This is a genomic window from Constrictibacter sp. MBR-5 (genome assembly GCF_040549485.1).
Lineage (GTDB): Bacteria > Pseudomonadota > Alphaproteobacteria > JAJUGE01 > JAJUGE01 > Constrictibacter.
The window spans coordinates 25316-40365 of the sequence record NZ_JBEPTK010000004.1 but is presented as its reverse complement, the minus strand read 5'-3'; the positions used below and the strand labels follow the sequence as shown (position 1 = coordinate 40365).

General features: G+C 41.5%; 13 protein-coding genes. 1 reads left to right on the top strand and 12 read right to left on the bottom strand.

The window, feature by feature from the left end:
- From ABIE65_RS10160 to ABIE65_RS10110, 11 genes are all read right to left on the bottom strand, one after another.
- Window positions 1-183: a hypothetical protein gene (locus ABIE65_RS10160; protein WP_354077479.1), complete on the bottom strand. Its 183-nt coding sequence runs from the start codon at window positions 181-183 to the stop codon at window positions 1-3.
- 610 nt (window positions 184-793) lie between these two features.
- On the bottom strand, window positions 794-1609 hold the full coding sequence (locus ABIE65_RS10155) for a capsid assembly protein (RefSeq protein ID WP_354077478.1): 816 nt from the start codon (window positions 1607-1609) through the stop codon (window positions 794-796).
- Window positions 1606-1842, bottom strand: coding sequence for a hypothetical protein (locus tag ABIE65_RS10150; RefSeq protein WP_354077477.1), 237 nt, complete (start codon window positions 1840-1842; stop codon window positions 1606-1608). Before ABIE65_RS10150 ends, ABIE65_RS10155 begins: the two co-directional genes overlap by 4 nt.
- 16 nt (window positions 1843-1858) lie before the next feature.
- A complete protein-coding gene (locus ABIE65_RS10145) occupies window positions 1859-3454 on the bottom strand; it encodes a portal protein (protein WP_354077475.1) in 1596 nt (531 codons plus the stop codon).
- A gap of 240 nt (window positions 3455-3694) precedes the next feature.
- Window positions 3695-4135 (bottom strand): hypothetical protein, encoded by a 441-nt coding sequence (locus ABIE65_RS10140; protein ID WP_354077474.1) that lies wholly within the window; start codon window positions 4133-4135, stop codon window positions 3695-3697.
- Window positions 4132-6111: a phage tail protein gene (locus ABIE65_RS10135; RefSeq protein ID WP_354077472.1), complete on the bottom strand. Its 1980-nt coding sequence runs from the start codon at window positions 6109-6111 to the stop codon at window positions 4132-4134. Before ABIE65_RS10135 ends, ABIE65_RS10140 begins: the two co-directional genes overlap by 4 nt.
- Window positions 6112-6123: 12 nt before the next feature.
- Window positions 6124-6702 (bottom strand): phage connector family protein, encoded by a 579-nt coding sequence (locus ABIE65_RS10130; protein WP_354077471.1) that lies wholly within the window; start codon window positions 6700-6702, stop codon window positions 6124-6126.
- Window positions 6703-6796: 94 nt separating this feature from the next.
- Window positions 6797-7612, bottom strand: a complete 816-nt coding sequence (locus ABIE65_RS10125; protein WP_354077470.1) for a phage capsid protein — start codon at window positions 7610-7612, stop codon at window positions 6797-6799.
- Between the two features lie 1455 nt (window positions 7613-9067).
- On the bottom strand, window positions 9068-9520 hold the full coding sequence (locus ABIE65_RS10120) for a hypothetical protein (protein ID WP_354077469.1): 453 nt from the start codon (window positions 9518-9520) through the stop codon (window positions 9068-9070).
- A gap of 43 nt (window positions 9521-9563) precedes the next feature.
- Complete coding sequence (locus ABIE65_RS10115; protein ID WP_354077468.1) at window positions 9564-9779, bottom strand: Acb2/Tad1 domain-containing protein; 216 nt, start codon at window positions 9777-9779, stop codon at window positions 9564-9566.
- 351 nt (window positions 9780-10130) lie between these two features.
- A complete protein-coding gene (locus tag ABIE65_RS10110) occupies window positions 10131-10670 on the bottom strand; it encodes a glycoside hydrolase family 108 protein (protein WP_354077467.1) in 540 nt (179 codons plus the stop codon).
- A gap of 1045 nt (window positions 10671-11715) precedes the next feature.
- Here ABIE65_RS10110 and ABIE65_RS10105 point away from each other — a divergent pair.
- Window positions 11716-12054 carry a Rap1a/Tai family immunity protein gene (locus ABIE65_RS10105; protein ID WP_354077466.1) on the top strand — a complete coding sequence of 113 codons (339 nt, stop codon included), beginning with the start codon at window positions 11716-11718 and terminating at the stop codon, window positions 12052-12054.
- Window positions 12055-12195: 141 nt separating this feature from the next.
- Here the strand turns inward: ABIE65_RS10105 and ABIE65_RS10100 are convergent, their stop codons facing one another.
- Window positions 12196-14931, bottom strand: a complete 2736-nt coding sequence (locus ABIE65_RS10100; protein WP_354077465.1) for a hypothetical protein — start codon at window positions 14929-14931, stop codon at window positions 12196-12198.
- Window positions 14932-15050: the final 119 nt, after the last annotated feature.

Genomic DNA, 15050 nt, shown 5'->3' with positions numbered 1-15050 from the left:
TCAGTCCCGGCTGCGGGCGAGGTAGGTCCGGAAGAGGTGGAGGCTGACCCAACTGGAGGCGGCCGACACCAGGAGGAACCAGAACCGCTGGCCCGCGCCGGCCTGGAACAGGAGATAGCCCGCCGCGGCGAGGTTGAGCCACATCCAGGCCGTCAGTAGCGGCAGCAGCGAGGCTGGCGACACGTCGCATCTCCACGAAAATCGAGATTCCGGTCCCGGACGCTCGGCGTCTCGGGTTGCGACCAAGCTACGCACGCCTCGTGACGAGGTCGCAACGCGCCAAGTGCCGCAGCGTGACCGGTTACCGTGGCGGAAGGGAGTGGGGGTCGAATGTACACCATGAAAAAAAGCCTGTTTTACCCTGTTGAATCAATCGCTTAGAAGAAAGTTCAGCCTGTGGATAAAGTGGCAGGTGGATGCGGAATTTGGATGCATGGGCATGGCGAAAGGGAGGGTATCAGCGGGCCAACCTTACGAAATCTTCCCATGACATGACGACAAGGGGAGGCTTCCGGTTAGACCGTAGGACGACTATAGGCGTTCCCTCATGCTTATGGGCTTCCGCCTGGGCATAGGCTCGATAGACGTTGGCGTACCCCTCTTGCCGCTTGGCTTCTACGGTGTAGGGGAACCGCTCCCTAGCTGCCTTGGTGATCAGCTTGATATCGGCTCCCGTTTCGCCACCTACTGCCGTTCGTATCTCGTCCGGTTCAATCCCGAATTCATCAACGATTGTTTCACGAATCCAATTCTGGAACAATACGCCTTTTGATTTAGCAGAACGTCTTAGCAATTATCTTCGGCCTTTCTTAATCGCTACAATTCGTGTAGCTAATTCAGTGGCTTTGGCTTGTAAGCTTTTGCTTTTAAGGTAATCAGGGTTCCTATTAACTTCCTGTAATTCATTCTGTAGGCTTTCTAATGTGTTTGCAGAATCCGCGTTAGATAATGTGTTAGATAAAACACCGTTAGAATTGCTATTCATATATGATTCAAGGAACTTCATACCGGCTGCGGTTCTGCCCAATGGTTCATATACATCAGGTTCAAGATTGGCTTTAGCAAACTTCGTAACTGCATCAACCTTGCCTTTGAATTCCGCTCCCCATTCCTTTTCTAATGCGGCTTGTTCGGCTGGAATGTCGATAGATGGGCCAACGTTAGCGACATGTTCTGCAAGCCATGTGCTACCTAATTTGAAAACATTGTTAATCTGTTCCTGAGTAGTGAAACCTTTATCTTTCAATTCACCAATGAACTTTTCGTAAACTTCTGGGTTTTCATCCGCTGGTAAAGCTTCCCATCCGGCTTCATCCATTGCAGTTTTAAGAATGTCAGGTGTAATTTCTTCAAGAGGTTGTGGACCTTTTTCAGCTAACTTCTTAACAAGGTTCTTATAACCTTCCTCTAAAGCTTCCGGTGTCTTGTACTTACCTGCTAATAGCTTAGGTGCTTCCTCTGTTGTTTCCTTAACCTCATTGGTTTCAGTGGAACTTTCTTCCGTTTTATCATTGGTTTCGGTATTCGATAACAAGGAATTAGGAGATTCTACAGGTGCCTTAGTTTCTTCGGTTACGGTTGTGTTTGTGGTTTCAGTTGTGGTTGTCATTTACGTTTTTCCTCTAATAGGTTTTCAATTCTTCTAATTACATCTAATTGAGCTACCTTATAGATAGCTGTCTCAGGACTGATATTATTTGCATCAATCTTTGTCTTCATAATGTTGCGCTTGATATCGTCTAACACTTTAGCGCCAACTGCATTATGTTTAAAAACTACCTTATAAAGTTCTGGCCAATCGGTGTATTCAAGTTCAGGTTTCTTATCGTCGTTATAATTCATGTTATGGTTCCTCTAATTATCGTTCTGTTATTTGACCTAATGCCTCCCCTAATGGTCCGTTAAGTGCATTATTGATTGAGCCGCCAGCATCGCCCGCTTGTTGCGCCATGCTCATAGCCTGTTGTGCTTGTTGTAGTTGTGCTAGTTGTGCTTTCATTTCTTCAACTTCTTCATCTGAATTTGTTAATTCGTCTGAGAACCCAAAGCCTCTTAATAATTTGATAGCGAACTTATCCTTGTTAACTCGCATTGAAACTTCTTCCGGCAATACCTGTATCGCCTGGGCATAAGCCATTAAATCTTGCTGTGCCTGTTGCTGATTGATTACCTGTTTCACAGCCGCATTAACTTCAACTTCAAAGATATCTTCTGCGGTTTCAACGTCAAAACCTAACTCACGAACAATGGCAATATGTTCCTTAGTAAGTTTAGGAATATCGCCTCTATCTGAAAGACGGCTAACAATCTGAGTAGCAATAGGTTTCAAGGCTTCATCTTGAAGTCTTCTAGCTGGCGCACCGATGGAAGCTAGGAACATTTCCTGTTCTGCTAAGATTTCGGTAGCGGTCTTATAGGTGTTTTTGTTCTGTTGTAATCCGCGATTCATAAGGATTGAACGGATTTCAAACTTTGTTTTCTCGATTAGATCGGACGTGATTGGGTAGTTGCCTGGGAATGCGATTGGTTGCAACGGTTCCGCAGATGGAACGATTCCGCCTGGGGTTAGCAATCGGGAAAGCAACTCAATATTTACGCCTTCATCGGAAGTTTGCCATGCGCCTAGGCTCGCAAACTCGGCTGCGGCCATAAGGGTTTTCTGCATGACGTTGATTACACGAATGGTAGGAAGTGCCGCACGAACGGGGGAATCTCCCCAAGGCGTATTGCTCTTACTCCAACGCCATACAATGAATGGAAGATATTTCATCTTCTTTTCAGAAAGCTTCGTCCAATCCTTAGTAAGATTAATGGAATAATGAACCTGTTTCTTATGAGTGATAGCAGCTTCAACGATTGTGAATGTCTGAGTTTCCTTAGCTTCCGTCACGTATGAAGGTAGGTTATTAAACTTCGCCATAAGCTGGCGTGCCGTCCAATCATGTTCCCTGAATACGCAATCAACGTTACCTTGTTTGTTCTCAATGAATGAAATTTGTTTAAGAGGTACACATTCATAAGTGATCGGTTCAAACGGATCATCATGAATAGCCATGCAAGCGGTACCTGCAATGATTGTGTCCAAAACACAATTACCGATTTCGAGATAGAAACGGGAATTAAGAAAGTGATTTGTAATCGTACTGTTGGATTCCGCTAAGTGTTCCGCGATCAAGGAATTAAGTTCGTTCTTTAGGTTATCATTCTTGAACGTTACGTTAACCCAAGGGCGAGATTGAGGAATCAACATGTTTTGAATTGAGGTTTGTAACTCTCTTACGCCTTCATATGCAGTGGTGTCAAAGATGTTGCTGCGATCTGGTGGAACATCGCCAATGAATAATTGACGACTAGGGAATACGTACTTGTACGCTTCATCTATTTCGCCAGCATGAATAGACTTCAATGACTTGGCATGTTCTAGGAGTAATTTAATATCTGTAATATCTTTCATTCATTATTGTTCTCATTAAAGTTTTTTAGTAGAGACTCCTAACTGGCCAGTTTCCTCACTGAATAATGAACCGAAACCGGTAGCTCTACGTCTCTTAGCTTCTTCGGCTTTCCTTGAAGCTTCTAACTGTCTTTCCTTTTCTTGTTTCGCAATATCTTCATCATTTACCTTTACAGGTTTTGGCGCTTTCGGGGCGAGTAACGATCCACACATATGATTATCCTCTCAATTCTCAGTTATTTATCTGTTTTCATACAAACGGAACAACTCATTGTTCATAAACATTGTATGTTTGGTAGGGGTAAAACCTAAAGCCTTAACCCATTTCTTGGATCGTTCATATTTTTCCCATAAGCAAATCATGCATCTGTAGCCGAATAGCTCTTCTTTAAAGATATCAACGATACCTTTTGCAAATAGATGAAACACAAATGGACGCTTATTGATTTCAGGAGTTGCGAAGAATCCTATTATGGCGCAATGCGTAGTTTTCTGAGCAAAAATGTAACAAAGCGGAACACCTTCATAATAAACAACCAATCCCATATCGACATTAATAAGCCTGTCAATGTAGTTGGCATCGGTATAGCCCATATGAGTAAGTTCCGTCTTATCTTGCTTCCTCATATTCTGCCAGATATACGCTAAGTTTTCTTCTGTAGCATCCTTACATTCTATCATGCATCAGGTACCAATATGTCTGTTACGATATTCAAGATTGTACAAGGCAACGGTTCGCTTACAGATACAGTCAAAGTAGGAGAACTACCGGAACCGGAAAGTGCAATCGTCTTTACACCGGTAAATGTGGGTAACGGCTGATCTAATAAGTTGTCGCCTAACTGTCTGAATGGAACTCTGTACTGATCAACATTAAGGGCTTTTGTATCCAGGCAATGAACACGAGCCTTAACCTTCGTTATACGTTCGCCTTTCTTCACAATGCTTTCAATGCTCACAACGAATTCCATCGTCTCGGCAAAAGAGGTGTACGGTAATCCGATATGCACGTCCGTAACTTCTTGTTCCGTCACGAATGAGCCATCACTAGCTACGGTTACAGGGGTTTCCACTAAGCCCCCTGCTAGGACGTGGCAGGTTTCATCGGCTAAGGCGGTTGCTCCGGTCCAAGCGGTCTTAGCGGTGCCGCTGGTTAGGACGTAGTGAGAATCTAGATAAACGTCTTCTTCCTCTAATCGCTCAATGAATGTGCCGTTTTCCCTATCGACAACCACATAAAGTGTTTCACGCAAACCATTCCCGTTATCAGAACTGAGAACCATAACTCTCTTGAAATCGCCTTGGGTTGTGAACCTAGACCAACCTAGAACTTCCTTATTAGTGTTAATGGTGCAAACCGCTAATTGTCCGTCCGTTCTAGGGATGAATACGAAATTTGATTGTGTGTCTCGATATCCAGATAACAAAGCCATATCAACCGGTTTGTTATTGGAAGTGAAAATATGATGGGCAAGCAATGTGCTGTTATCGGATTTGAAACTGTCTGTATTGAGATCATAAGCCATCTTTCTGATTTCACGATTGTTTCGAGTGGCAAACATTAATTCGCCTTCCACATCCAAAACAGGAACCTTGGCACTACCGAAGAATGATTGAGTTAAAACGTTTCGATTGGTTGGCGTTATGGCTTGTCCGGTTCCGCCGGTTACGATTGATTCCGCTTCCGTTGAAAAAACATGTAGGTTTCTGGAAGCTTTAAGCTCTGTGATAATCTGTTGTTCGCCAGTCGTGATTTGATAAATGAAACCTGAATCGTCGGTAACAATTCTGTTCTCTGTTTCTCCGGGTGCAACCTCTACACCGTCCCATTGCTTATCAATGAAGTTATAGAAATCGCCAACCACTGAGAACATTAACAAGGAAGGTGCGGATTTAACGCCACCTAGCACTAATCTGTTCTGATAAAAAACACCGCTTCTAGGATAGCCTCTAACTACGGAAAATGCTTCTTCCTCAAATGCGCTGTTAGCGACGGTATCAATTAAATCTTCGTCAATATCAACTGTGATTACTGTTGGACTGGTATAACCGGTAACGGTAGCCAATCCCTGACTTATACGGATTTTTAAACCAACCCAATCAGAACTAAAATAATCGTCGGAAGCCGTGAATGTGATACCGGTTCCGGTAGCTGCGGAAGGTGTAATAGTTACCGTATAATTATAACGATAGAATGGCGTGTTAGTGAATGTGACAGACTCGAATGACCAATCATCATCGGCACCGTTACGACGCAAAACCTTAACCGGGTGATCTTCATGGAATATCAACATGGTGTCACCGGCTGTTGTAAATCTCAAATCCGTTAAATCAGAGAAAGGGTAAGTAGTCGTCTCAGTCGATACCAGAACGTTATCTCGAAAAATACGTAAGGCATTATTCGTGAAGCATAGTAAGTATTGCTGTTCTGTGTTGAAACTGAATCTTGCTAATCGTGTATTGTCTCCAGATACAGGAAGTTCATAAACGAATTTGAATCCCGGTCTTCGCTGGATAGGGCCATGCGGGAGAACCAACCAATTCTCTACGGTTTTCCCTGATCGTTGGTAATCTTCCAAATCATAACGACCGTACATATATGGCCCGAATTCACCGGAACCGAATGATATCTGAGGTAAGCTAATAGGTTTCTTCACATATCTAATTCCTTAATAGTTTGCACCATAATGGGCTTTCACGAATGTTGAACTGGAATATACAGAACGCGGAATAGATGAAGACATATCATCAAAGCGGGCTTTCTTAATTCTATCCGTATATTCTCCCCATAATGATTTAGCTAATTCTCTATCGCCTTGCATCGGTGTGCAGAACGAATAGGCAAGCTTAGAAATCAACGCTTCCGCAAAGAGGGGAGGGAATAAGTTTTCATCGCAATCAGATTGATATTTCAATGTGGCTGATTCCGTGTTCGTGTATATGAATGAACTTTCTGATAGGAAGTCAATGTGTCTTCCACTGGAATCATAAACTGCAACAATCTTCAAACAATCAGAAGGTTTCTGATATTTCGCTGTATATCTCTTATCGGTAGGTGCATCTACATGACGTGACAGAATGCAGTTAACCGCGTTGAAACTCCATGTATGTGTAAGTTCTGCACGTTTAATGGATTGATAAAGAGAAACGGCTACTTCTGATTCTCTAGAACCATCATTGAAAGAGTTTATGCTACTAGAGCCTATTTTAATTAATGCGGCGGAACATAAATCAATTGCTGTTGTCATTCATGGAAACCTCTTGTTTCCTATATTTACAAAAAAAAGAGAGAAGCGGTTAAGCCTCTCTCTTTCATGTTACGTTATCTAAAGCCGATTAGTCTCAATCCGCAATTGCCGCCCATTTTACTTTATCTTGTACTAAGCCAGCGTTGATCATACCGGAAGCCAATACAACCCAACTGTCTTTATCAGGGGAATAGTTTACTTTCACCGTAAGCGGTGCAGGTTCATAAAGAGCAATCATATCTTTATGGAATGCATAAACTTCACGTCCTGTAGGTGTGGCAGTTACTTTAGTTTCGGTGTGAGGAATAACCTTGAAACCAAGAACGTTTGTAAAGTAACCGTCTGCAATAGCTTTGTCTTTCATATAGTCAGAGCTTGTAAGCGTAGTATCTGCAATCATATCTTCCCATGCGCCAACGGAAACGACCAATGTTCTATTAGCCATTGGAACCTTGTCAGCCATCAAAAGAGAAGCAAGTTTTGCGATACCGGCTTTGTTAAGCGTGTTGGCGGTTGGCATGGTTACAGCGGAACTTGCTGTTGCGTCTAACGCGGTAAGAATGAAATCATCAACTTCTCTCATTGCTGCGGCAACAACTGCTTTAGCTAAGTTTTCACGATAGCTTACGTTTGTAGTGAACTGATCCAAACTATCGAAATAAGCTGGTACGTGAATCTTGTTAGCAGTTACAGCTACTTGTGCGGCTGGTACTTCACTATCTGTTAATGCGGCATTTGCAGCTTTGTTAACAGTGGCGGTTACAGAACCGAACGTAGGAATGTTCATTGTAAGACCGTTGCCGCTGTAATATGTGCAGGAATCTCTAAGTAAAGAGGTTTCCTGTTGGTAAAGGGTAGTTACTCGTGCGCTGAATTCTTCTACAGCTACATCATCTAATGTATAAGCCATTCATTATATTCTCCATGAAATTGAAATTTGGTTTTTCCAACGTCAAGGTGTTCTCTACAATTCGTTGCCGGGCTGCTATGCAGGTATCCAGAACTTTTCAAGGCTTTCAGTTGTACAAAGCTATTTATGTGATTTTGCAAAACGTGATTTCTGACAATAAAAAAGGGAAGCCTAAGCCTCCCTCTGATACTCGATATGATGAAATGCGTTACATGATCGCGGCAAACACCCAAGCGATATGAGCGAACGCGGTACAGGCAATCATTCCATATGAGAATTCAGCCTGATATTCTTCTAGGAAGCCGGTTGCTTGTGAGTTGCTAAGAAAGTATGAGAAACCGACACTAGACAAAGCGAACACCGCTCCTAACAAGGAACCGAATAATCCGCTAAGTACCAATGCCGATAGAACTAAAAACCATCCGCATAACAATGTATTATTGTAAGAATCCATATTATATATCTCCTGTTAAATGATTGTGAATAATAAGAACATTCCTAATGCGAACATCGGTATTGAAATGTAATCGTAATATTTAAGTTCTGTGTTCATGTTATAGTTCTCCCTTTTAATGTTCTGTTTTATTTGGTAAATCTATTAAGTTAAGTTTGTTTGGTTATTTTGGCTATAAGCCATTTGATTGTGAGATATAGAAACATTGCGACGAGAAGTGCAATATAACCCCCTACAAACACCATGATTGGAAGCCAGCAAAAAATTGATGAACACGCTCCCCCCGCTGCGGCTACTACTGCTGCTGCTGCTACTACGCCCATTTAATAATTCTCCTTAATGTTCTGTTTCATATTGTGGTTCTGTAAATTCTACAAACGGTTCTTCGCCATCATAAGGCAAATGAACCTTGATAGGCGGATGACCTGGGTGAACGATCAATAAACACCCATCATCATAAGCGAATGATGCTCTATCAAAGTATGACATTAATCATAATGCCTTGCCTGTGGTGGAACTTCCGTAAGGCAATCGCCAGAGCAAAGAACGGCTAATGTAGTTGGTCTATGATAAACGCATGGTGTGTACTCTACACGAAATGTACTGAGGTCGCGGCTAATCGATCCAATAAGACGGCTTACGTATGCAATCCTTGAATCTGTTCCTAATTCCCTAGACATTTCCTCCGCTATCAATATTGCCATTTGTTTTCTATATGACGTTTCGACTATGCGGGAAAAGTCACCGGACAAGATAATGAAATTGTATAATGCGCCAACAGAATAGCGTTCTGGATTTTCCTTAATATCTTCATCAGGCACAACGTAAATTGATGGACAGCGAAAATTAGAACGTTCTCCGTTCCAAGCGAGAGTTGATGTTAGCGTGCTGATAAAGTTTTGAGCCTGTGTGAGTCTCTGTTGTCGTCCTACCAAATCATAAATCATATTCATATTCTCCTATTAAAACTTATTTGTGTTATGCTCTATCAAAGTATGACATTAAGCCTTTCCACTAATCTCGAACGGATCAATGGAAAAAACCGTCTTCACGATGAACGTTAACTTATTCTTTTTGTAAGCGACGCCTAATCCAACTTTGGAATTCTTCAAAATGAAATCTGGATGAAGGCCCCTAACAAATCCTGTTCCTTCAAATGTTTCCAGAATGGCTTTAGTCAATGCATGTGCTGTGGCGTTTTGTACTAAATCAGAGTCAAGACAACCTATAATGTCGGAATCGGGAGCCGTAATAGTACCCTCAAATATAGTATCTTTTCCGATGAACCCGGAGAAGTCATCCAAGCTAACTACGTCTCTGAAAGAAGGCACTAAATCCTTAATCATCTTAATCATCGAATCAAGAAACACATATAATGATGCATCTAGTTTCTGTTGGCCAACCTTATCGCTTTTAGTCAATAAGTACTGGCGTGCTATGTCATTGGAATTCATTGTCATATTCTCCTATTAAAATTTGTTTGTGTTCCGATTGCACTCAGAACTTTGAGGGCGAACTGATAGCTCTATTCACTTCCATAAACGCTCTTTGAAAATCAGTTCTGGCAATCGCTAACCATCGCTGGTCAACAGTGGGCCAATCCTTCAATTCATCCAACATTTCTTGTAATATAGTGCCGATATCTGTAAGAGCATTGATAGTATCAATCTCTTCATCCGTTAACTGTCTGTATCCTGTAAGCGTTTTAGTCATTTCCCGTTTCTCCTATTGCAATTTCGTATGAAATCGTATCATTTATATTTACTGCAAACAGTAGAATTTCGTGTAATCTTTCGCATTTCGTCATAAATTCTCTGAATACGCACGCAATATTTTCCAGCTATAACTTTCGGTTTGTAACCGGTAGCAAGCATAACAGCAATATCATCCATATCAGAATCGCTTAATTGCGGTCCTTTAGGTGTCTGGTTAGATTTCCTAAGAACGATCATACACGATGAACAAATATTCTGATAACCGGCCGCACCATATCTTGTATTATTATAAGCGAATTCATTAATAGACTTTAACAAGTCACATCGCTCACATGATTTCTTAACAATCTTACAATCTGAAACTTTCTGCACGATTCAACCATCCTCTAATATACGTTCTTTGACTGGCATCATTTCTAACTATCGCTTTGTACAAATTGATACGCTCTTCAACAATCGCATTCTGTAAATAATTACCCATTTCCGATTGAGCCTTAATAGTCGCATTCCTTGTCTGTGGCCCCATGATGCCATCAGTATCAACAGGACCAAAACCCGCCTTGTTTAAAACTCTCTGCAACATCATGATTGCCGTTTTCTGCCCATGATTAACAGCCATATCAAGAATCAACGTCTGAGGCGGATTAGGTAACGTATGAATCCTAGGGCCAGTAAGATAACGTATCTCATAAATCTCTCTAGCTTCTTCTTCTGTAAGGTTCTTAACATCATCCTTAGTGACACTTCTGCCTAACCATGAAGCTAATGTAGCTCCCGTAATGCCATACTTTGTACCAACTAACTTACCACGAAGCCAATTTCCCTTATCTTTGGGATTATCCGTATATTCTCCTTCGTGTCTCAATACCTCATCAATAGGATCTATCATTCATATTATTCTCCATCATTAACTGATGGTATTTAAGAATGATGATTGTTGTGATTATGGGTTTAATTCAGAGTGTATGAAAGTTTGCATTAAGGTTTGCATGAATGGAGACATGAAAGTTTGCATGAATGGAGACATGAAAGGTTATTTGAAAATGGTATGCATATAATTTTCCGAACTATAAAGAACACGCCGCGCCCACATTTTGGGGGCCACCCTTCGCCAACCCCCCACATATGGTGCAATGACCCTACCCCCCCTTGGTCGATGCCTGGGGAAATGGATAGGGGAGGGGCTTAGGAATCCTGGGGGAATGAATGAGCTATGATCGCCGCTGATAGCCACGTGGCCCGCAGGGATCGCCGCACATCAACGCCAGGACGTGACAGACTGAGACACATCAGGCACCATGAAAGCCCACCAGTGAGGCTCTATGCAGGCACATCGTGCAACGCGACATGACAAGTAATCAGCCATGGTGCATGTGCGAAATGAGGCACGCCATTACATATGAGTGTCAGTACTCGCCAACTAGGGGCAATCGGATAGTTACAGGTACTTCCTGAGTACTGATAATCACTTCACATAATGAACAATATCCGACAATATGCATCATGGAATATTGTTAGAGCTTGGGTATGGGTATCGGTTGGGCTTAGGCATGACAGTCAGGAATGAGCGAGGGTAACGGCACTGATAGTGCGCCTGGGCTTAGGCATGTGAGGCAATGGGGAGCTACAGAGAACGCCGCTGTACGGATAGGGGAGGGAACGGGGCGGGGGGGCTGCGGCACTATGCAGATAAATGACACTAAAAGATTCACTCATAAATCACCAAAAACTAAGCATTTCTCCCATTATGTGTATATGCATTCATTTCATATAACTTATGTGATAAACGTATTGTCATACATAAATGGCGGAATTCTGCCATTCTTCATCATTCCATATAACTTGATAATGTCCAATTACGATTACGATTGCTTAATTCTACTCAGTTGGTTTTCATTGATGCGTTATGTTTGTTGCGTATGGAGTAATGAGCTATGAGAAACATGATTGCCATATGTCTGTATGGTTTGTTTTCTATATCATCTGCTATGGCTAATGACGAAATGGTTAAGTATTTCTTTGACGGCAACAGGCTTCATCAGGTATGTGAGACAGATATAGTTGCCTGTTCCATGTACATTCTAGGTGTGGTCGATAGTGTGAACGTATATGGAATTGCCAATGAATTTAAGAATTGTCTTCCAGATAACGTGACAAGGAAACAGGTAGCGGACATAGTTATTAAGTTCTTGTCAGAAACACCAGAGAAGCGGCACTTCATGGCACCAAGCTTGATAGTGGCTAAAGTATCAAATGCATTCCCATGTGATTGAAAAATGCCCATCCTGCATTCAATGCCTCCCTATCCCCCTAAAATGAATGAATGAGTGATTTTGCGAACTTGTTAGCGCATCTTATTAATACTTATTATAGGAGCGAGAATAAGTCTGCAAAATTCATAATGTGAACACATCCTAGGCATTTTCCTTCATATAGCTTTCTAATTGGCGTTCAGTTGTAAGAGTCAATGCGTAACCGAATGGGTTATATGTGCAAGGGTTGAGTAGCGCATAAAGATCGGATCTCATGACAATAACGTGTTTCTTGCCTTCATTTCTGAATCCCTGATTGCGTCCAATCGCCTGATACATGTTATCGAGATAGTGAAGTCTGATAATATCGTTCATTCCTAGATATTGCCCAAGTACATTCATAACGTGATATTGTTTGTAGTTCATCCAGTGATAATAAGAAATAATATCGTTTCCGGATAATCCGTTCATTCCTTTAGCGGTCTGGTGGCTGTATCCAGTAATGAAATCATGATTGTTAGTGAAGTTACCGACAAAGACGATATTAGGATTAATGGAATGATAATGTTCCATGTGTTCATGTGTTTTCTTTGCGGTTATATCCTGACATGTAACGATTGGTATAACTGTAGGGTTCATATCAGGTAGAAGTTTGTAGGTATGGAAGCCAAGTTTCTCGGCTATGAGAGTAGGGGCGATTTCAGTAGTTAGAAGGGTAATCTTAGTGTTTCCCATCTTATGAAACCAACGCTTAGGCACAACGAAATATCTAATATCAATGTCGTCTTTATCTTTTTCGTTATACATAATATCGTTGATACGTGAGAAGTTATCGAAATCCTTTTTAACAGTTATAGGTTCTTGTTTCCGAGGAATGATAACGTTCTGTATCTTATCGAATGATACGCCATATGTGTAATACTTGTTGTATGAGCAAAAGAACGCATATTTTTCAGCGGTAGATTTAGCTTCTGCCCATTCCTTATGTTTCGATAATGATTTAATGCACCTGCCTTCATCATATGTGAATACGTCATAGAAGTCTGAGTATGCGAACTCGTCAATAGCAAGTGCACTGATATGAAGTGTGTTAGGTATGTCTCCATATTCAGGAGTATCTAGCATTTCATCTTTAAACTTATCAGATAGCCAAATCTTACTGATACTGTTTTCATTCCAGTTCATTGCGGCTTGGTGAACGGTAAAAATATAATCGTTGGCGCTAATCGGTGTGCGGTTTTCTAAGCATTTGTTATAAATTTCCGGTTCACATGCTCTGACTAGGTGAATAAGTGTAGGATATCCGTGCGTCATTGCGTCTAGGTGTGTAAGTTCTCCGCCTAGTTCCTGATATAAGCGGCTGAATGTCTTAACCACTTTCCCTTTCTTATCGTTATGCATACGGTTGAACGTTTCGCATTGTGCTTCGGCTTGTTCATAACTGAGACAAGAGAAAACCCATAAACCGCTGTTCGATCCTCTGGCATTTTTCATATAGCTGTAGCTCTTGCCTGAGCCTTGATTGCCCATGATGCAGGTAAGGCGGTTGGTTGTGAGACGTGGCAGTAAGCGGTTCTGCATCTGGCGTTTTTCATCGTTGGATTTGCCTTTTGTGCTTTCTCTGAATATCAATTCTGTTTTGTTAAGTTTGATATCCTTAACATCATCGATACGGGAGAACACGAAATCCTCAAGAGAGAAACCCAAATCACAATGTTCTAATCGTTTACCATCCATGTATACGCTGCTATTGCTGCCAATAATGACGCCAGATGGGTTCTTATCGTTTAAATCTCTGTATAGGTACAGTTTTAGTAATCCGCCTTCTATGACGAGCCTTGCAGGTTTTGGGAATTCTCCCCATTTCGCATAAGTAATTTCTGTTAATTCATCTAGTATCGCGTCGGGAAGTTCGAAATCTCCATCGCCTAATTTGTTAGTTTTCTTGTAGGTGCGATTTTTAATTGTATGGTTTTCGATAGCATCATAAACAAATGCACGATCCAATAAGAATGAACGTTCTTCTTCCTCAAAGTCTTTAGGGCAGTTGGGTTGTCTACCTAGGATCATTTCCCAAACTGGAAACTGTACGGCTTTCTTGTCACCAAATATGTTTTCTGTTGGAGAACCTTTGTAACCGTCAAAGATTCTGGTTCCGTAGGGTAATCTTCTCCATCGGTTATATTCTTTCATTCTATCATCAAACGTTACGGTGTGTCCTATGCTCACAAATTTACGGAAGTAGTCTTCTAGTGTGGCGTATAGTTTCATATGAATGGATTCTAGGTATCTGTCGTTTGGTTCGGTTATGAATTTACCTTTGCTTCTATTGGCTTGCTGTGATTGTTCTGCCGATAAGTGTTCAAGGGAAAATATAAAATGATAATGAATGGATTTGTTACCGGACCATACAGCTACGGAACCTCGATAATCATAAAACTGGCAAAGAAAATTGTGAAGTTCACCTAGTTTGCAGTTCATAGGACGATTGGAAGGGTAGGGGGTGCACCATTCTAGTTGCTCGGATAAACTTTCAATCGAGCAATCGTTTATAAATGGCTTATCAATTTCCACTGTACCGAAAATATAAGGCGATAGCTTGTGGCGGAACTTTGGGCGTTCATCGCCCGGTCTTATGGCATTCATGAAATACGAGTAACCGCCTTGATACCATGGATATTTTGAAAAGCGTTTGGATATTTCGATAGCTCTAGATGAAGAGCGGCCTTCTGTATAAAACTGAGAATCTATAGGATAATAGAATTCTGAGGGGTCTAGGTTGACCGGATGTAAGATCGTTTCATAGAAATCAGACGGTACTTGTTCACCTGATTTAATGATCTTGCGTAATTTCTTGGTTGGTTTCGTAACTAGCTTGTTCTTTAGTTCTTCAATCACTTGGCATATCCTCTAAAAAGAAAAAACCCTAACGCTATGCCGGGCGTTAAGGTTTTTGTTTTTCTTTTATTGGGGATTTCAGAAGGAGCTACCTTCCTATACCTATTTATGTATTTATA